General features: G+C 70.6%; 20 protein-coding genes. 9 read left to right on the top strand and 11 right to left on the bottom strand.

What is annotated here, in order from left to right; translation table 11 throughout:
* Positions 1-104 precede the first annotated feature (104 nt).
* Positions 105-830, bottom strand: coding sequence for a hypothetical protein (locus ACFFII_RS16680; RefSeq protein WP_377700003.1), 726 nt, complete (start codon positions 828-830; stop codon positions 105-107).
* Positions 831-957: 127 nt separating this feature from the next.
* On the opposite strand from ACFFII_RS16680, the gene ACFFII_RS16675 reads away from it, so the two are divergent.
* The 3 genes from ACFFII_RS16675 to ACFFII_RS16665 all read left to right on the top strand — a co-directional run bounded on the left by ACFFII_RS16675 (position 958) and on the right by ACFFII_RS16665 (position 3,480).
* Positions 958-1,833: a 3-hydroxybutyryl-CoA dehydrogenase gene (locus tag ACFFII_RS16675; protein ID WP_377700002.1), complete on the top strand. Its 876-nt coding sequence runs from the start codon at positions 958-960 to the stop codon at positions 1,831-1,833.
* Between the two features lie 63 nt (positions 1,834-1,896).
* Positions 1,897-2,991, top strand: a complete 1,095-nt coding sequence (locus ACFFII_RS16670) for a type III polyketide synthase (RefSeq protein ID WP_377700001.1) — start codon at positions 1,897-1,899, stop codon at positions 2,989-2,991.
* 3 nt (positions 2,992-2,994) lie between these two features.
* Positions 2,995-3,480, top strand: coding sequence for an isoprenylcysteine carboxyl methyltransferase family protein (locus ACFFII_RS16665; RefSeq protein ID WP_377699999.1), 486 nt, complete (start codon positions 2,995-2,997; stop codon positions 3,478-3,480).
* On the opposite strand, the gene plsY is transcribed toward ACFFII_RS16665, so the two are convergent.
* The 4 genes from plsY to ACFFII_RS16645 form a co-directional block, all read right to left on the bottom strand.
* Positions 3,477-4,082: a glycerol-3-phosphate 1-O-acyltransferase PlsY gene (gene plsY, locus ACFFII_RS16660; protein ID WP_377699998.1), complete on the bottom strand. Its 606-nt coding sequence runs from the start codon at positions 4,080-4,082 to the stop codon at positions 3,477-3,479. The two genes, ACFFII_RS16665 and plsY, sit on opposite strands and share 4 nt — an antisense overlap.
* Positions 4,075-5,349, bottom strand: a complete 1,275-nt coding sequence (gene pyrC / locus ACFFII_RS16655) for a dihydroorotase (RefSeq protein ID WP_377699997.1) — start codon at positions 5,347-5,349, stop codon at positions 4,075-4,077. The genes plsY and pyrC overlap by 8 nt, the downstream gene beginning before the upstream one ends.
* Positions 5,350-5,412: 63 nt before the next feature.
* Positions 5,413-6,381: an aspartate carbamoyltransferase catalytic subunit gene (locus tag ACFFII_RS16650; protein ID WP_377699996.1), complete on the bottom strand. Its 969-nt coding sequence runs from the start codon at positions 6,379-6,381 to the stop codon at positions 5,413-5,415.
* Between the two features lie 133 nt (positions 6,382-6,514).
* Positions 6,515-7,051 (bottom strand): YqgE/AlgH family protein, encoded by a 537-nt coding sequence (locus ACFFII_RS16645; RefSeq protein ID WP_377700004.1) that lies wholly within the window; start codon positions 7,049-7,051, stop codon positions 6,515-6,517.
* A gap of 207 nt (positions 7,052-7,258) precedes the next feature.
* Between ACFFII_RS16645 and ACFFII_RS16640 the strand changes: the two genes are divergently transcribed.
* Entirely contained in the window at positions 7,259-8,044 is a 786-nt protein-coding gene (locus ACFFII_RS16640) for a protein-disulfide reductase DsbD domain-containing protein (protein WP_377699995.1), read from the top strand.
* On the opposite strand, the gene ACFFII_RS16635 is transcribed toward ACFFII_RS16640, so the two are convergent.
* Both ACFFII_RS16635 and ACFFII_RS16630 read right to left on the bottom strand, forming a co-directional pair.
* Complete coding sequence (locus ACFFII_RS16635) at positions 8,023-8,832, bottom strand: uracil-DNA glycosylase (protein WP_377699993.1); 810 nt, start codon at positions 8,830-8,832, stop codon at positions 8,023-8,025. The two genes, ACFFII_RS16640 and ACFFII_RS16635, sit on opposite strands and share 22 nt — an antisense overlap.
* 39 nt (positions 8,833-8,871) lie before the next feature.
* A complete protein-coding gene (locus ACFFII_RS16630; protein ID WP_377699992.1) occupies positions 8,872-9,828 on the bottom strand; it encodes an L-threonylcarbamoyladenylate synthase in 957 nt (318 codons plus the stop codon).
* A gap of 115 nt (positions 9,829-9,943) precedes the next feature.
* Between ACFFII_RS16630 and ACFFII_RS16625 the strand changes: the two genes are divergently transcribed.
* From ACFFII_RS16625 to ACFFII_RS16610, 4 genes are all read left to right on the top strand, one after another.
* On the top strand, positions 9,944-11,635 hold the full coding sequence (locus ACFFII_RS16625) for an acyl-CoA dehydrogenase (protein ID WP_377699991.1): 1,692 nt from the start codon (positions 9,944-9,946) through the stop codon (positions 11,633-11,635).
* Entirely contained in the window at positions 11,632-12,681 is a 1,050-nt protein-coding gene (locus tag ACFFII_RS16620; RefSeq protein WP_377699990.1) for an MBL fold metallo-hydrolase, read from the top strand. The genes ACFFII_RS16625 and ACFFII_RS16620 overlap by 4 nt, the downstream gene beginning before the upstream one ends.
* A 71-nt stretch (positions 12,682-12,752) precedes the next feature.
* A complete protein-coding gene (locus ACFFII_RS16615; protein WP_377699989.1) occupies positions 12,753-12,935 on the top strand; it encodes an aa3-type cytochrome c oxidase subunit IV in 183 nt (60 codons plus the stop codon).
* Between the two features lie 53 nt (positions 12,936-12,988).
* Positions 12,989-13,639, top strand: coding sequence for a hypothetical protein (locus ACFFII_RS16610; protein ID WP_377699987.1), 651 nt, complete (start codon positions 12,989-12,991; stop codon positions 13,637-13,639).
* 66 nt (positions 13,640-13,705) lie between these two features.
* Here ACFFII_RS16610 and ACFFII_RS16605 read toward each other — a convergent pair whose 3' ends face one another.
* From ACFFII_RS16605 to greA, 4 genes are all read right to left on the bottom strand, one after another.
* Complete coding sequence (locus ACFFII_RS16605; protein WP_377699986.1) at positions 13,706-14,035, bottom strand: branched-chain amino acid transport AzlD family protein; 330 nt, start codon at positions 14,033-14,035, stop codon at positions 13,706-13,708.
* Positions 14,035-14,796 carry an AzlC family ABC transporter permease gene (locus tag ACFFII_RS16600; RefSeq protein WP_377699985.1) on the bottom strand — a complete coding sequence of 254 codons (762 nt, stop codon included), beginning with the start codon at positions 14,794-14,796 and terminating at the stop codon, positions 14,035-14,037. The genes ACFFII_RS16605 and ACFFII_RS16600 overlap by 1 nt, the downstream gene beginning before the upstream one ends.
* Before the next feature lie 64 nt (positions 14,797-14,860).
* Positions 14,861-15,787, bottom strand: a complete 927-nt coding sequence (locus ACFFII_RS16595) for a hypothetical protein (RefSeq protein ID WP_377699984.1) — start codon at positions 15,785-15,787, stop codon at positions 14,861-14,863.
* Positions 15,780-16,250: a transcription elongation factor GreA gene (greA, locus tag ACFFII_RS16590; protein WP_377699982.1), complete on the bottom strand. Its 471-nt coding sequence runs from the start codon at positions 16,248-16,250 to the stop codon at positions 15,780-15,782. Before greA ends, ACFFII_RS16595 begins: the two co-directional genes overlap by 8 nt.
* 195 nt (positions 16,251-16,445) lie before the next feature.
* On the opposite strand from greA, the gene ACFFII_RS16585 reads away from it, so the two are divergent.
* Positions 16,446-16,800 (top strand): NAD(P)/FAD-dependent oxidoreductase (locus ACFFII_RS16585; RefSeq protein ID WP_377699980.1); only part of this gene is annotated, 355 nt, incomplete at its 3' end.

Raw genomic sequence — 16,800 nt, 5'->3', positions numbered from 1 at the left:
ATCTTCCAGGTCGCCGATTACGGACTGGTCGGCGATATCTTCACCGTCCTGCCGGAACTGACGGAGAAGCTGGAGAAATAGGCTATCGCGCTGGGTTCGGGAGATCAGCTTTCAGCATGGCTCGTGAAGAGCTCGTAGCGGCAATCTTCGTATCCCCAGATCCGCAGTAACACCGCTCCCGCTCCATCGAGCGGGAGCGTCCAGTCAGAGACCGTGTGCTCTTCAGGAAAGTCTCCTTTATCGCGCAGTGCGGTTTCGGCTGCCGAATAGAAGTGAATGTAACAGGCGCTGCCCTGCAAGGAACGTAGCCGAACATTCAGCGTCGTTTCATTGGCATTCACTGGAACGGCGAACCAGTCCTCGTTCCTGTTCTGGACCTCGCCGGCGACCGATCTGCCTGCGGCGATCAGGTTGGCGCTCTCGTAGTCGTTGTTCGGCTCGACCTCGCGGGCAGTCGCGCGCGCTCTGGCCGGTATGATGTCGGTCGGGATGGGGACGGGTGTGACTCGGCCGTCCTTCTTCTCGGCTGGCCCGGCGCCGGTGGCTGGCTGCCCGGAAACGCCGACTTGGGGTGCATCCGGCGAAGCGCGTGGCGCAGGAACCGACTCGCGTTCAGGGACGAAGACCGGCACGGCGATGAATCCCGCACCGGTCAGGAAGACCAGCAGGCCCGCCGAGGCCGCCTCGAACTTCAGGCCAAACAATTCGATCTTGGCGGCCCCGGTCTCGGGCTTCGGGCGCAGCATCAACCATAGACCGGCTGCCGCGAAGGCGGCTCCGGCGAGCATCAGGACAACCAGCTTCGTCGTGTCAAGCGTGGCGGTTATCATCCATTCACGCCTTTTCCCGCCTCGCGAATCTAGCGCATAACAGGTCGTCCAGAAACCTTGTTGATGGCCCACGGGCCTCCGCCTATGGTGGCGGCGGTTTCGGCCCGGATGGATGATGAGGACGGCGATGGCGATTGACAGCGTGGGCATCGTGGGCGCCGGGCAGATGGGCAATGGCATCGCCCATGTCTTCGCGCTGGCGGGCTATGACGTGCTGCTGAACGACATCTCGCCCGAGGCAATGGCCAAGGCAGTGGCCACCGTGGACCGCAACCTCGAACGTCAGGTCGGCCGCGGCAAGATCTCGGCCGAGGACAAGGCCGCCGCCATGGCGCGCATCCGCACCACCACCGCCGTCGAGGAGATCGGCCAGACCGACCTGGTGATCGAGGCCGCGACCGAGCGCGAGGACGTCAAGAACCGCATCTTCGAGTCGATCGTCCCGCATCTGAAGCCGGAAACGATCCTGACCTCGAACACCTCGTCGATCTCGATCACGCGGCTGGCCTCGCGCACCGACCGGCCCGAACGCTTCATGGGCTTCCACTTCATGAACCCCGTGCCGGTGATGCAGCTGGTGGAACTGATCCGCGGCATTGCCACGGACGAGCCGACCTATCGCACCCTCTGCCATGTGGTCGAGAGCCTGGGAAAGATCCCCGCCAGCGCCGAGGATTTCCCCGCCTTCATCGTGAACCGCATCCTGGTCCCGATGATCAACGAGGCGGTCTATGTGCTGTACGAGGGTGTGGGCAACGTCCGGTCCATCGACCAGTCGCTGAAGCTGGGCGCGAATCATCCGATGGGTCCGCTGGAGCTGGCCGACTTCATCGGGCTGGATACCTGTCTTGCCATCATGAACGTGCTGCATGACGGATTGGCGGACACGAAATACCGCCCCTGCCCGCTCCTGGTGAAATATGTCGAGGCCGGCTGGCTGGGCCGCAAGACGGGCCGGGGCTTCTACGATTATCGCGGCGAGGAACCCGTCCCGACGAGGTGACGGAACCGGGGCGGGCGGGCGTCGGTTCCCCTTTCCGGCGACCCGCGCCGCGAGGGCCAACCCGTGACCGTCCGACCCGTCCTGCCCGCCCCCCTTCCCTCTGCCGTCCCGCATTCCTCGGATACCGAGGTCCGCCTGCTGGGGCTTTCAACTGCCCTGCCGCCCCATGTGCTGCGCCAGACGGAGGTCGTCGCCCGCGCGCGCGAGCTGCTCGCCCCCCGCTATCCCCAGTTCGAGCGGATCGTTTCGGCCTTCGAGAACGCGGGGATCGACCAGCGCGCCTCGGTCGTGCCGATGGACTGGTTCGCCGGGCCGCATGGCTGGAAGGCCCGCAACGACGCCTATCTGGCGGGTGCGACCGCGCTGTTCCGCGATGCCGCCGAAGGCGCGCTGCAGGCAGCGGGCCTGCGGGCAGGCGACATCGACACGATCGTCACCATCTCCTCGACCGGCGTCGCCACGCCGACGCTGGAAGCGCGGGTCGCGCGCGAGATGGGCTTCCGCCCGGACGTGCAGCGGGTGCCGGTCTTCGGCCTCGGCTGCGCGGGTGGGGTGACTGGAATGGCCATCGCGCGCGAGCTTGCCGCGGCCCGGCCCGGCTCGCGGGTGCTGATGGTGGCCGTGGAAACCTGCACGCTGCTGTTCCGCATGGACCGGATGGACAAGGCCGACATCATCGCCACGGCCCTGTTCGGCGACGGCGCGGCGGCGGTCGTGCTGGGGTCCGGCGCGGGCGACGGTCCCCTGGTCGGGCGCGGCGTCCAGCACATGTGGCCCGAGACGCTGGACATCATGGGCTGGGACGTGGACGACGCAGGGCTCGGGGTGATCTTCGACCGCTCGATCCCCGGCTTCGCGACCGAGAACCTCGCCGCCGCCTACGCTGCGATGCGCCCCGCCCTGGGGTTTGAGCCCATCGCCCGCATGGTCTGCCATCCCGGCGGCGCCAAGGTCGTCACGGCCATCGAGGAGGCACTGCAGCTTGGCCCCGGCACGCTGGACGCCGAGCGCGAGGTGCTGCGGATGGCCGGCAACATGTCCGCCCCCACGGTGCTGTTCGTGCTGGCCGAGGTGCTGGCGCGCAGGCCCGAAGGCCGGCTGATGCTGTCGGCCTTGGGCCCCGGCTTCACCCTGTCCATGCTGCCGCTGGATCTCTGACCCGTGGCCGCTGCGCTGTTCATCGCCTTTCTGGTTCTGCAACGTCTGGCCGAGCTGGTCATCGCCCGCCGCAACACGCGCCGCCTGCTGGCGCGCGGGGCGGTGGAACATGGGGCGGCGCATTATCCGCTGATCGTGGCGCTGCACGCGGCCTGGCTGGTGTCGATCGCCGTATTCGGTTGGGGCCAGCCGATCCAGCCGGCATGGCTCGCGGCCTTCGCGCTTCTGCAACTGTTCCGGCTGTGGATTCTCTCCACATTGGGGCCGCGCTGGACCACCCGCATCATCGTGCTGGACGAGCCCTTGGTCAGGCGCGGGCCGTTCCGAGTGCTGCGCCACCCGAACTACACCCTTGTCGTGCTGGAGATCGCCGTGGCACCGATGGTGCTGGGGCTGACGGGGGTCGCCTTGGCCTTTTCCGTCCTGAACGCCGCTGTCCTGATGATCCGCATCCGGGCCGAGAACGCGGCGCTGGCGCCCCTGCGCTAGGTCTTGCGGCCGATGCGCGGCTCGGTCCCCGCGGCCAGCCGGGCGATATTGGCGCGGTGGCGCAGGAAGATCAGCGCCGCCATGAACAGCGCCGTCAGGGCAAGGCCGCGCGCGCCGAAGCCCAGCGCCAGCACCGGCGCCCCCGCCGCCGCGACCAGCGCCGAAAGGGACGAGATGCGGGTCATGGCCGCCGTCAGCAGCCAAAGCCCGCAGGCCATCAGCCCGATGGGCCAGGAGAGTGCAATCAGCGTGCCAAGGAAGGTGGCGACCCCCTTGCCGCCCCGGAAGCCCAGAAAGACCGGGAACAGATGGCCCAGGAAGGCCGCAGCCCCCGCGACCAGCGCCGCGCCCTCGCCGCCCAAGGCACGGGCCAGCAGCACCGCAATGGCGCCCTTGCCGCTGTCCAGAGCCAGCGTCGCCAGCGCCGCGCCCTTGTGGCCCGTCCGCAGCACGTTGGTCGCGCCGATGTTGCCCGATCCGATCTTGCGCAGGTCGCCCAAGCCCAGCGCCCGCGTAATCACGACGCCGAAAGGCACCGAGCCCAGCAGATAGCCCAAACCTGCCGCGAGGATCATCGCGCCCGCTCCGCTCGGCTCAAGCATCCTCACCCCCGAAGACGCGGCGGCCCTCTACCCAGGTGCCCAGCACCCGCCCCTCCATCCGGGCGCCGTCGAAGGGCGTGTTCTTCGACTTTGACCGCAGCGCGAAGCGGTCGAGGATGAAGGGCGCGTCGGGATCGAACAGCACCAGGTCCGCCGGCGCCCCGATGGCCAGCCGCCCGCCGTCGAGCCCCAAGCGCTTCGCCGGGTTCAGCGACATGGCCCGCCACAGCTGCGCCAGCCCCACGCCGCCCTGATGATACAACCGCATCGCGGCAGGCAGCAGCGTTTCCAGCCCCACCGCGCCCGGCGCCGCGACCTCGAAGGGCAGGCGCTTGGCTTCCTCGTCCTGGGGCGTGTGGAAGCTGCCGATGACGTCGATGCGCCCTTCGGCCACCGCCTCGACCAGCGCCAGCCGGTCGTCCTCGGACCGCAGCGGAGGCGTCAGGCGGAAGAAGGTGCGGTAATCCCCCACGTCGAATTCGTTCAGCGTCAGGTGATGGATCGAGGTTCCCGCCGTCACGTCCAGCCCCGCCGCCCGCGCCCGGTCCAGCACCGCCAGCGCGCCCGCCGTGGTGATCTGGTCGGCGTGCCAGCGCACGCCTGTCGCCTCGACCAGCGCGAGGTCGCGTTCCAGCCCCATCCGCTCGGCCAGGGGCGTCACCGAGGGCAGACCGTAGAGCGAGGCGAACTTGCCCGAGGTCGCCGCTGCGCCCCTTGAAAGTCCCGCATCCTGCGGATGCCCCACGATCAGCGCCCCGATCCCCCGCGCATAGGTCATGCAGCGCGACAGAAGCTTGGTGTTCTCGACCACCCGCACCCCGTCGGTGAAGGCGACGGCGCCCGCGTCCTGCAGGAAGCCCATCTCGACCATCTCGCGGCCCTCGCGCCCGCGCGTCAGCGCCGCCTGGTGGCGGATGCGGACGGGCTGTTCCGAGGCGCGGCGGGTCACGAACTCCAGTGATTCCGGCGCGTCGATGGCGGGCTTGGTATCGGGCCGGGCCACGATAGTCGTGACCCCGCCCGCCGCCGCCGCCAGCGCCGCCGAGCGCATGGATTCCTTGTGCCGCTCGCCCGGCTCGCCGATCTTGACGCCCCAGTCCACGATCCCCGGCGCAAGGCAGCGCCCCGCGCAATCAACGATCCGCGCCCCTTCCGGCGCATCGTCATCCACCGCGACGATCAGGCCGTCCTGAACGGTCAGGCTGCCAGGCTCGTCCGTCAGCGCCTCGGGGTCGATCAGGCGGGCGTTCTGGAAATGCAGGATCATGACAGCGCCCGGAGTTCTTCCTGATGCAAATACCCATGCGGCCGCGACGAAGGCGGCAAGGCCTCAGACATAGGTCCCCTCCCCCGCAGCCTTGGCGCCACGCTCGGCGCGCAGGTTGCGCGCCAGCAGGTCCATGGCGGCCATGCGGACAGCCACGCCCATCTCGACCTGGTCCTGGATCACGCTGCAGTTGATGTCATCGGCGATGGTGCCGTCGATCTCGACGCCCCGGTTCATCGGCCCCGGATGCATGACGATGGCGTCCGGCTTTGCCAGCGCCAGCTTTGCCGCATCAAGGCCCCAGCGATGGAAATACTCTCGTTCAGACGGAATGAAGCCGCCGTCCATGCGCTCCTTCTGAAGCCGCAGCATCATGACCACGTCGGCGTCCTTCAGGCCCTCGGCCATGTCCTCGCAGACCTCGCAGCCAAGCTCGCCCACGCCCGAGGGCATCAGCGTGGCCGGACCCACCAGCCGCACGCGGTTTTCCATCTTGCCCAGCAGGATCAGGTTGGACCGGGCCACGCGGCTATGCGCGATGTCACCGCAGATGGCGACGGTCAGCCGGTGCAGCCGCCCCTTGGCGCGGCGGATCGTCAACGCGTCCAGCAGCGCCTGCGTCGGGTGCTCGTGACGCCCGTCGCCCGCGTTGATGACGGCGCAGTTCACCTTTTCCGCCAGCAGGTTCACCGCGCCGGAATGGGGATGGCGGACCACCAGCAGGTCAGGCTGCATCGCGTTCAGCGTCAGCGCCGTGTCGATCAGCGTCTCGCCCTTCTTCACGCTCGACTGCGCCACGGCCATGTTCATCACATCCGCGCCCAGACGCTTGCCGGCCAGCTCAAAGCTCGACTGCGTGCGGGTCGAGTTCTCGAAGAACAGGTTGATCTGGGTCAGCCCCTCCAGCGCGTCGCCATGCTTCACCGTGCGCCGGTTCAGGGCGACATAACTTTCGGCGAGATCGAGAAGGGTCGTGATCTCGGGGGGCGAAAGCTGTTCGACGCCAAGCAGGTGGCGGGCGCGGAACGTCATGTACGGGCCTCCGGGATCGCGGGTCTCGCCTCTATCGCAAAGCGGCGCGGCCCGGGCAACCCGCCGGGCGTCTTGCTGACCCAAATACCCCTTGGCCCGCCCAAAGGCAGGAGCGGCGGCGCCCCTGTTCGGTTCAGGCGTGGCCGGCGGCGGTGGACAGGGCCAGCGGATCGACGCCCAGCGACTTCAGGGCCTGGTGCCACTTGCGGGCGTTGTCGGTGCCGAAGATCAGCTCGTCCCCGGCCTCGGCGACCAGCCAGCCGTTCGCCAGCACCTCGGCTTCCAGTTGGCCCGCGTCCCAGCCCGCGTAACCCAGCGACAGCACCGCCCGGTCCGGCCCTCGGCCGCTGGCGATGTCTTCCAGGATGTTGCGCGTCGTGGTCATGCCCAGCCGCAGGCCGGGGATGCGCAGCACGCCCTCGTCCTCGCCTTCCGCGCCTTCGGGCAGGGGATGCAGGACAAAGCCGCGCCCCGGCTCGACGGGGCCGCCGAAATGAACGGGAACCGCGGGCGCGCGTCCTTCGGCGTCGATGCCGAGCTGGCCCAGCAGGTCGGCGAAGCCCACGCCCGGCAGGGGCTTGTTCAGCACGATGCCCATCGCGCCCTCGTCGCCATGGGCGCAGATCAGCACCACGGAATGGGAAAAGCGCGGATCGCTCATCCCGGGCATGGCGATCAGCACCTTGCCGGTCAGGTTGTCGGGACGGCGGCCATGGACGCGGCCAGTGTCCCCGGTGGGATGGTGTTGGTCGGAGCGGGTCATTGGACTTCCTTTCCGGTAAAAGATCGGTATCCGCGGCCCGCCCTGCAAGACTGCACGAACCCGTGGCGCAGATGTGACTTCCTTGCGGGCCATCCGCGACCTACAGCAGAAGGCATGACCCGCCTGGCCCTGCCCCTGATCGCCCTTCTGGCCCTGCCCGCCGCCGCAGGAACGCAGGACCTGCCGCAGGGGCTCGAAACGGCCGCGCTGCTGCCCCCCTACCGGACCGAGGCGGGGACCTGGATGACCGCGCTGCGGCTGGAGCTTGCGCCGGGGTGGAAGACCTACTGGCGCAGTCCCGGCGACAGCGGTGTGCCGCCCCGCTTCGACTGGGCCGGCCTGGCGAACCTGGACCATGCGCGCGCCCACTGGCCGCGCCCCGAGGTGATCGACTCGGCGGGCGAACGGACGCTGGGCTATCACGGGGCGCTGGTGCTGCCGATCGAGCTTGCGCCCGCCGCCCCCGGCCAGTCCGTTGCGGGCCGCGTCGAGGTCGAACTGGGCCTCTGCCTGAACGTCTGCGTGCCTGCCGACCTGACGCTGGACATGCCCCCGGCCGCCACAAGCCCCGACCCGGCCATCCTCGCCGCGCTGGCGCAGGTGCCCGAACCGGTCGAGGCGGCGCTGACCTGCACCCTGACCGACATCGCCGACGGCGTGCGGGTCGCGGCCTCGGTCGGCGCCCGCCTGTCGGCCGACACCGCCGCCGCGCTGGAGCTCGGCCGGCCCGAGGTCTGGGTCTCGGCGCCCGTGGTCACGGCCAAGGACGACGAGCTGACGGCCACCGCGGATTTCGTGCCGCCTGCCGCCAGGCCCTTTCCGCTGGACCCGGCCGAGGTGCGCCTGACGCTGATCGGCCCCGAGGGCGCGGTCGAGTATCAGGGCTGCGACCCGGCCTGAAGCCGCGCGGACAGGGACAAGAGGTCCGCCCAAGCCTCGCGTTTGGCGACGGGATTCCGCAGCAGGTAGGCGGGATGGGTCATCGGCAGGGCGGGGCGGCCGAAAGCCTCGGCCCAGCGTCCCCGCAGCCGCAGGATGCCGTCGCGGCCCAGCGCCGCCTTGCAGGGCGTGTTCCCCATCAGGACCAGGATGTCGGGCGACGCGAGTTCGACATGGCGCGCGACAAAGGGCAGCATCGCGTCGATCTCGGCCTGTTCCGGGCGGCGATTGCCGGGGGGGCGCCAGGGCAGGACATTGGTGATGTAAAGCGCGCGCTCTGCGTCCACGGCGTTGCGGGACAGTCCGATGGCGTCGAACATCATGTCCAGAAGCTGCCCTGCCCGACCGACGAAGGGGCGGCCCTGTCGGTCCTCCTCCTCTCCGGGTGCCTCACCCAGGATCATCACCCGTGCGCCGGGGTGACCATCGGCAAAGACGAAGTTGCGCGCCCCACGGCGGATCTCGAGGCCGTCGAAGCCGCTCTGGATCTCGGACAGTTCCGCCAGCGTCCGCGCGCGGGCGGCCATGGCCTGCGCCTGGCCCATCAGCGGCTCGGCCGCGGGTGTCGGGGGCGCAGCGGCAGGGGCGGGTTCGGGCGCGGTGGTGGCCGGGCGCAGCGGCTCGGCATAGCGGTCCACCGGCGCGTCCCCGATGGCCTCGTCCACGCCCATCTCGCGCTGCCATTCCAGCAGCGCCAGCGCGGTCTCGGCGTCGAGGGGCATCCCCTTCCAGGTCGGGTCGGCGGTCATGGGATGAGGCTAAGGATGCGGCGGGCGCGGGGCAACCGCTCAGCGCGGCGCGGCGGCACGCGCCAGGCGGTCGTTGATCGCCAGCCCCAGCCCGTGGCGCGGGACCGGCGCGACCGCGATGGGCTGCCCCAGCCGGTCGGCGGCCCGCAGGGTGTCGAACAGGCGCGCGGCGGCCTCCGTCAGGTCGCCCGAGGCCGACAGGCTCAGATCGCCCGCGACCGGGCCGAAGCCGATCAGCGTCTCGCCCGGCCGCGCCTCGGCCGCGTCCAGCCGGACAGAGGCGGCGGGGGCATAATGGCTGGACAACTGCCCCGGTGCGTCGGGGGCGGCAAGGTCGGCGCCGCGCGCAAGCGGGCGGCCCAGCACGGCTTCGATGGCCTCGGCGGGAACCCCGCCCGGACGCAGCAGCAGGGGCTCGCCTTCGCGCCAGCCGACGATGGTCGATTCGACCCCGACAGGGCAGGCGCCGCCGTCCACCACCGCCGCGATCCGCCCCGCAAGGCCCCCGTCCGGGTCCAGCACATGCGCCGCCGTCGTCGGGCTGATCCGCCCCGAGCGATTCGCCGAAGGTGCGGCCAGCGGGCCGCCGAAGGCCCGCAGCAGCGCATGGGCCACAGGATGCGCGGGCACCCGCAGCCCCACGCTGTCCAGCCCCGCCGTCACGATCCCCGCGATCCCTGCCCCGTCCCGCAGCGGCACCACCAGCGTCAGCGGGCCGGGCCAGAAGGCTTCCGCCAGCCGCCGGGCGTCCCCGTCCAGCACGCCGATGCGCCCGGCGGCTTCGGCATCGGCCAGGTGCACGATCAGCGGATTGAACGAAGGCCGGCCCTTCGCCGCGTAGATGCGCGCCACCGCCTCGCCGTTCCGTGCATCGGCGGCCAGGCCGTAGACCGTCTCGGTCGGCAGGGCGACGGCCTGCCCTTCGGCCAGCAGGCGCGCGGCGCGGGCGATGCCGGGGGCATCGGGACGCAAGGTCAGGGTGGAATGGCTGGTCATTGCGCCTCTGCGGGGTTGCGGCGGGCCGGGCGAGAGTTAACCTTCATGGCCAGCATGGGAAATACGCGCCGGGCGGCGGAATGCAACGCCCGCGCCGCCACGGGGGAACAGTTACATGGCCTATCGCGCGCCGGTCGAGGACATCGCCTTCATCCTGCAATCGGTCGTGCCGCTGGCACCTGTCGCCGCGACCGCGCGCTTCGCCGAGGCGACGCCCGACACCGTGGCCGCGATCCTGTCCGAAGCGGGCCGCATGGCGACCGAGGTGCTGGCGCCGCTGAACCGCGCAGGCGACCTGACGCCCGCCCGTCTGGAAAACGGCGCGGTCCGGTCGTCGCCCGGCTATGCCGAGGGTTTCGCGGCCATTGCCGAGGGCGGCTGGATCGGGCTGTCGGCCGATCCCGAGCATGGCGGCGCTGGCCTGCCCCAGACGCTGAACGTCGCGGTCAGCGAGATGATGGCGGGTGCCTGCCTTGCGCTGCAGCTGAACCCGCTGCTGACCCAGGGCCAGATCGAGGCGCTGCAGCACCACGGCGACGAGGCGATGAAGCAGCTTTACCTGCCCAAGCTGATCTCGGGCGAATGGAATGGCACCATGAACCTGACCGAGCCGCAGGCCGGGTCCGACGTGGGCGCGCTGACGACGCGGGCCGAGCCGGACGGCGAAGGCACCTATCGCATCACCGGGCAGAAGATCTTCATCACCTGGGGCGACAGCGACGTGAACGAGAACACCTGCCACCTGGTGCTGGCGCGCCTGCCCGACGGGGCAAAGGGCACGCGCGGGATCAGCCTGTTCATGGTGCCGAAATACCTGCCCGACGGGAATGGCAGGCCGGGGCTGGCCAACAGCCTCAAGGTCGTGTCGCTGGAACACAAGATGGGCATCCACGGCTCGCCCACCTGCGTGATGAGCTTCGAGGGCGCCAAGGGCTGGCTGGTCGGCGGGGAACACAAGGGCATGGCCGCGATGTTCACCATGATGAACGCGGCGCGGCTGGGCGTGGGGATGCAGGGCGTGGCCGTGGCCGAGGCCGCGCTGCAACAGGCGGCCGCCTATGCGGGCGAGCGGGCGCAGATGGGTGCCATTGCCCGCCACCCCGACGTGCGCCGGATGCTGGCCTGCGGCCGGGCCGAGGTCTTCGCCGCCCGCGCCATCGGGCTGGCCTGCGCGCAGGCGCTGGACATGGCGGCGGCCACAGGCGACCCCGAATGCGCGGCCCGTGCGGCCTTCCTGACGCCCATTGCCAAGTCCTATGGCACCGATGTCGGCTGCCGCGTGGCCGACATGGGCGTGCAGGTCCACGGCGGCATGGGCTATATCGAGGAAACCGGCGCCGCCCAGTTCCTGCGCGATGTCCGCATCACCCCCATCTACGAAGGCACCAACGGCATCCAGGCCATCGATCTGGTGCTGCGCAAGATGTCGGACGGGGGCGAGATGGCCTTCCGCCTGATCGACGAGATCATGGACGGCGCCAAGGCCGCGCAGGCCGAGATGCCCGAACTGGCCCGCGCGGTGTGGGACGCTGCCGAGACGCTGCGCGAGGCCACCGCCGCCCTGATCGAGTCCGGCCAGACCGACCGGCTTGCGGGCGCGATGCCCTATCTCAACGCCTTCGCCCGGGTGCTGGGCGCGCATTACCACCTGATCGCCGCCCGCAAGGGCGACGAGGCCCGCAAGCGCCTGGCCAGCATCTTCGTGACCCGCGTCCTGCCCCGCAACACGGGCGACCTGGCCGAGGCACGGGCGGGCTGGGCCGACCTCGACGCCCTGCCCGACGCGGCCTTCGCCGGGGCCGCATGACCGCTGCCCCTCGCCCCGAGGGCATCCGCCATCCCTGGCCAGAGCCTCCGCCCGAGGGCGAGGCGGTCAAGGTGGCGGAAGGCGTCCTGTGGATGCGCCTGCCGCTGCCGATGCGGCTGGATCACGTCAACGCCTATGCCCTGGCCGACGCGGATGGCTGGACGATCGTGGACACCGGCTTCGACACGAAGCGCACGCGCGAGATCTGGCGGCGCCTGCTTTCGGGACCCCTGGCGGGGGCACCGGTCGCGCGGGTGCTGGCCACGCACCAGCATCCTGATCACATCGGCCTTGCGGGCTGGTTCGTCGAGGAACACGGGGCCGAGCTTCTCACCAGCCGCACGGCCTGGCTGTTTGCGCGGATGCTGGCGCTGGACGTGCAGGACCGGGCCACGCCGCAGCAGATCGACTTCTGGCGCCGCGCGGGCATGGAAGAGGCGCGGCTGGAGCAGCGCGCCGCCGAACGGCCCTGGAACACCGCCGACGTGGTCCATCCCCTGCCGCTGGGCTATCGCCGCCTCCGCGATGGCCAGACCCTGCGCCTGGGCGGGCGCGACTGGAGGGTCGTGACGGGCGAGGGCCATGCGGCCGAGCACCTGACCCTGTGGTCGGACAGCGACGACCTGGTGATCGGGGGCGACCAGCTTCTGCCCGGCATCTCGCCCAACCTCGGCGTCTATCCGACCGAGCCGGGCGCGGACCCCGTCGGCGACTGGCTGGACAGCTGCGCCCGGATGGCCGCGCGGGCCGAGCCGCGCCACCTCGTCCTGCCGGGCCACAAGCTGCCCTTCACCGGCCTGCCGCAGCGGCTTGTGCAACTGGCCGAGAACCATGAATCCGCTCTGCGCCGGCTGGCCGAGGCGCTGGCAGTCGCGCCCCGCACCGCCGTGCAATGCTTCGACCTGCTGTTCGGGCGGCGGATCGGGGACGGGGAATACGGCCTCGCGCTGGTCGAGGCGGTGGCGCATCTGAATGCGCTTGAAGCGCGGGGGCTCGCGTGGCCGGCGGGCACCGACGCGCAGGGCGGCGTGCTGTGGAGGGCGTGACAGCGCCTGCGCTTTCCGCTAGCGATGCCCGGAACAGGACCGAACGCCGCGACCAGGGGACAAGACAACAGATGGCCACGACGCACACGCAGCACTCCACCCATCACCAGGATCATGCCGTCGCGCATCACGACCATGGCACGATGGACGTGACCGATCACCAGCGCACCTTCGACGGCTTCATCCGCCTGATGACCTGGTTCGCGGTCGGGGTCGTCGTCATCCTGATCTTCCTGGCCCTGGCCAACGCCTGACCGACACCGGCCGACTCTCCGATGAAGGGGGCGGCGCGAGGGAACGTGACATCATGCCGATGAAAAGGCGCGCCTTTCTGGCGCTTACTCTGACGGCCGCGCTGGCCGCCTGCGCCGAGCCGCGCTGGGCGGATGACGAGGCCCTGCGCCGGGCGCGCTTCGTGTCGAACGAGCCGCCCTCGATCACGCTGTTCACCGTGATCGGCATCCCGCGCGGCGAAGGCGGCCATTCGGCGGTGATGATCAACGGCAGCCAGCGGGTGATCTATGATCCCGCGGGCAGCTGGGAACACCCGCAGATCCCCGAGCGCAACGACGTGCTTTACGGGATCACCGACAACTTCAAGCGCTTCTACATCGACTACCACGCGCGCGAGACCTACTGGGTCGCCGAGGACACCGTCTTCGTCAGCCGCGAGGTGGCGGACGCCGCGATCCGCGCGGTCGAGGCGCAGGGGGCGTCGCCGAAAAGCTACTGCGCCGTCAACAGCGGGCAGGCGCTGCAGAACGTGCCGGGGTTCGAGGGCGCGCCGGGCGGCTTCAGCCCGCTGAAGCTGCGGCAATGGTTCCTGACCCGGCCGGGCGTGCAGTCCAAGCGCCACCAGGACGGCGACCCGGCCAACAACCACGACGTCCTGCTGCGCCAGAAGGACGGCTCGATCGAGGGCTACCGGAACGGCCAGCTGGTGCGCGCGCCGGGCTGAGGACACAGGGGGCCCTGCCCCCGCCTTCGGCTCCCCCGGGATATTTGGGGACAGAAGATCGGTCTTTCAGGCGAGCCAGGTCCCGAGGCCCAGTACCGTCCCGCCCGCCAGGATCGCGGACAACGTGCTGCGGGTCAGAAGCCCCACCGCCAGCGTCGCCGCGGCCGAAGACAGCCGCACGGGATCGGGCTGGCCGCCGGTGGCGGCGGGCCACATGACAAGGGGCGCGATCAGCCCGGGCAGCACCGAGACGGCCGTATAGCGCAGCACGCGCTGCGCCCAGTCAGGCACCGGCCGGTCGCCCACCGCCCCCAGGAAGGACCAGCGGATCAGGTAGGTGCCGATCCCGAGGGCCAGGATCACCAGCCAGATCGTCGCGTCGGAATAGCCCGGCATCAGCCGTTTCCTTGAATGCGGCGGCGGGACTGCCAGGCTTCGGCTGCGGCGCCTGCGGCCATGCCCAGGGGGCCAGCGATCAGCACGCCCGTTCCGGAAGGCAGGCCGGACAGGGCCAGCGCCGACAGAACCGCGACCAGCGCCGCCGCGACATGGGGCAGCGTGCGCATCATCGGCGCGGTCATGGCCAGGAAGGTGATCGGCACGGCGAAGTCCAGCGGCCAGGCGGCCGGGATCATCTGCCCGGCCGTCGCGCCGACATAGGTGAACAGCATCCAGGGCAGGCACAGCACCGGGGTCGCGCCCGCCAGATAGGCCACGCGCTCGGGCACGGTCAGGCGCGGCTGACGCTCGAACCGCTGGACCGCCATGCCGTAGGTCTGGTCGATCAGCACGTAGGCGATCAGCGCCCGCTGCCAGGCCGGCGCCCGTCCCAGCCAGGGCGTCAGCGAGGCCGAATACATCGCCATCCTGAGGTTGATCGCCAACGACGAGGCCAGCACCACCAGCACCGGCGCATGGTCGCTCAGCAACTGCACCGCGCTGAACTGCGAGGCGCCCGCCAGCACCAGGACCGAGAAGCCCATGGTCTGTGCAAGGTCCAGCCCGGCGGCGGTCGCCACGACCCCGAAAAGCAGCGCGAAGGGCACCAGCACCAGCAGGAAGGGCAACGCCTGCAGGAAGCCCGTGCGGAAGGAGCGCGCCACCGAGGGAGAATCGGAGCCCGAGGCCAGCGGCACGGGCCGGGAAAGCTGCGTCATGCGAAGGGTTCCGGAACGGTTGCGGGCCGCAGCTTCCGCGGGGGCGCGGCCCAAGGCAAGGGACTCAGCCGAACATCCCCATGACCTGCGCCAGAAGGGCGAAGGCCCGGCCCGAGCGGGTCGAGGCTAGGGCCAGGATGCCCTCGTCGCCCAGTTCGTCGGCCGAGCGCGCAAGGGTGCGGTCGAACTGGCGCATGAAATGCTGGGCCGCATCGCGGAAGACCTCGTCGGCGCGCATGGCCCGCGCGATGACCTCGGCCGAATCGGGGTCGGCGGCGGCCAGATCGGCCAGCGCCGGGCCGCGCTGGCCCGCAATGAAGCGCCGCCAGGGCGTGGCGGAAGCCACGGAGGCCCGCAGGTCGTCGGTATAGACTCCCTGCTGCGCCAGCAGCGTGACGATGTCCTGGGCGGCGCGGATCACCTTGGCGGCCTCAGGATCGGCCAGCGCGGTCCGCAGCGCCGAGATGACCTCGTGGTCGTCCGGCCCGTCGGGGAAGTTCAGCGCGATGATCAGCGTGGCGGGCTCGGCCTGCACGGGCGGCGGCGGGGGTTCGGGCGGCAGGTCGCTCGGGCGCGGGGCGGCCGGGCGGGTTGCAGGCGCACGGGCCGCGGCGGGCCGGGCCTGGGCTGGGGGCCGCGGCTCGGCCCGCGGGCGCGGCTCGGCGGCCGGGCGGACGCCGAGAGCCTCGGGCTCGTCCTCGCGTCCCGAGCCGCGCAGCATGTCCATCCGGGCGCGCAGCAGCGCGGCCTCGGTCCGCAGTTCCTCGATGGCGCGGGCCAGGCCCACGGCGATCCAGATCAGCGCCAGGGGCAGGATGACGCCCGCCAGCGCCAGAAGCCGGCCCAGGCCCGAGGCGGGCGAGCCCTCGGGTCCCAGCAGCCAGAACAGCAGCACCAGGGCCACCCAGGCGGCGGATGCCGCAAGCCCCACCAGCGCCGCCGGGTCGCGGCCCTCGGTCATCCGGCGCAGCCGTTCGGTCACTTCATTCATAGCGGATCGACAGGATCTCGTAGGACTTCTGGCCGCCGGGAGTCGTGACCTCGACGCTGTCGCCCTCGTCCTTGCCGATCAGCGCGCGGGCGAGCGGCGAGCGGACGTTCAGCAGGCCCCGTTCCAGGTCCGCCTCCTGCTCGCCCACCAGCTGGAAGGTCTTTTCCTCATCGGTGTCCTCGTCCACGACGGTCACCTTCGCCCCGAACTTGACGCTGCCCGACAGCTTGGCGGGGTCGATCACCTCGGCGCGCGAGATGATCATCTCGAGTTCCTTGATCCGGCCCTCGATAAAGGACTGCTTCTCGCGCGCGGCATGGTATTCGGCGTTCTCGGACAGGTCGCCATGCTCGCGCGCCTCGGCGATGGCGCGGATCACGGCCGGACGCTCGACCGCCTTCAGGTCGCGCAGCTCGGCGTCGAGCTGGTCGAACCCCGCACGGGTCATCGGTATCTTTTCCATCGCTTCCTCGTGTGCAAACGCCCCCGGCCAAGGGCGGGGGCGTCGTCAGATGCAGTCCGCATCGTGCCCCGGCCGACCCGCCGACGCAAGCGCCCGCCCGCGTGGCAATGCACGTCACGTCATGTTGTGCAAGGGGGCAAACCCCCTTATGTCGATGCAGACCCGCGATCCAGCCACGCCAGAGGGGGCCCAGCCATGAGCACGATCGAACGCGAATCGATGGAATTCGACGTGGTGATCGTCGGGGCGGGGCCTGCGGGCCTGTCGGCGGCGATCCGCCTGAAGCAGATCGACCCCGACCTGAACGTCGTGGTGCTGGAAAAGGGCTCCGAGGTCGGGGCCCATATCCTGTCGGGCGCGGTGCTGGACCCGGTGGGCCTGAATGCCCTGATCCCCGACTGGAAGGACAAGGGCGCGCCGGTGAAGACGGCCGTCACCTCGGACAGCTTCGTGGTGCTGGGCCCGGCGGGCTCGGCGCGCATCCCGAACTGGCCGATGCCGCGGCTGATGTCGAACCACGGCAACTACATCGTCAGCATGGGCAACGTCT

Origin of the sequence: Paracoccus niistensis, from assembly GCF_042432925.1 — a bacterium.
GTDB lineage: Bacteria > Pseudomonadota > Alphaproteobacteria > Rhodobacterales > Rhodobacteraceae > Paracoccus > Paracoccus niistensis.
The sequence above is the reverse complement of the archived record's forward strand: the minus strand, read 5'-3'. Positions and strand labels throughout refer to the sequence as shown.

Coding starts and splice junctions, on each gene's coding strand:
- ACFFII_RS16680 (WP_377700003.1), bottom strand. CDS start 830: ATGATAACCGCCACGCTTGACACGACGAAGCTGGTTGTCCTGATGCTC.
- ACFFII_RS16675 (WP_377700002.1), top strand. CDS start 958: ATGGCGATTGACAGCGTGGGCATCGTGGGCGCCGGGCAGATGGGCAAT.
- plsY (WP_377699998.1), bottom strand. CDS start 4,082: ATGCTTGAGCCGAGCGGAGCGGGCGCGATGATCCTCGCGGCAGGTTTG.
- pyrC (WP_377699997.1), bottom strand. CDS start 5,349: ATGATCCTGCATTTCCAGAACGCCCGCCTGATCGACCCCGAGGCGCTG.
- ACFFII_RS16650 (WP_377699996.1), bottom strand. CDS start 6,381: ATGACGTTCCGCGCCCGCCACCTGCTTGGCGTCGAACAGCTTTCGCCC.
- ACFFII_RS16645 (WP_377700004.1), bottom strand. CDS start 7,051: ATGCCCGGGATGAGCGATCCGCGCTTTTCCCATTCCGTGGTGCTGATC.
- ACFFII_RS16640 (WP_377699995.1), top strand. CDS start 7,259: ATGACCCGCCTGGCCCTGCCCCTGATCGCCCTTCTGGCCCTGCCCGCC.
- ACFFII_RS16635 (WP_377699993.1), bottom strand. CDS start 8,832: ATGACCGCCGACCCGACCTGGAAGGGGATGCCCCTCGACGCCGAGACC.
- ACFFII_RS16630 (WP_377699992.1), bottom strand. CDS start 9,828: ATGACCAGCCATTCCACCCTGACCTTGCGTCCCGATGCCCCCGGCATC.
- ACFFII_RS16625 (WP_377699991.1), top strand. CDS start 9,944: ATGGCCTATCGCGCGCCGGTCGAGGACATCGCCTTCATCCTGCAATCG.
- ACFFII_RS16620 (WP_377699990.1), top strand. CDS start 11,632: ATGACCGCTGCCCCTCGCCCCGAGGGCATCCGCCATCCCTGGCCAGAG.
- ACFFII_RS16615 (WP_377699989.1), top strand. CDS start 12,753: ATGGCCACGACGCACACGCAGCACTCCACCCATCACCAGGATCATGCC.
- ACFFII_RS16610 (WP_377699987.1), top strand. CDS start 12,989: ATGCCGATGAAAAGGCGCGCCTTTCTGGCGCTTACTCTGACGGCCGCG.
- ACFFII_RS16605 (WP_377699986.1), bottom strand. CDS start 14,035: ATGCCGGGCTATTCCGACGCGACGATCTGGCTGGTGATCCTGGCCCTC.
- ACFFII_RS16600 (WP_377699985.1), bottom strand. CDS start 14,796: ATGACGCAGCTTTCCCGGCCCGTGCCGCTGGCCTCGGGCTCCGATTCT.
- ACFFII_RS16595 (WP_377699984.1), bottom strand. CDS start 15,787: ATGAATGAAGTGACCGAACGGCTGCGCCGGATGACCGAGGGCCGCGAC.
- greA (WP_377699982.1), bottom strand. CDS start 16,250: ATGGAAAAGATACCGATGACCCGTGCGGGGTTCGACCAGCTCGACGCC.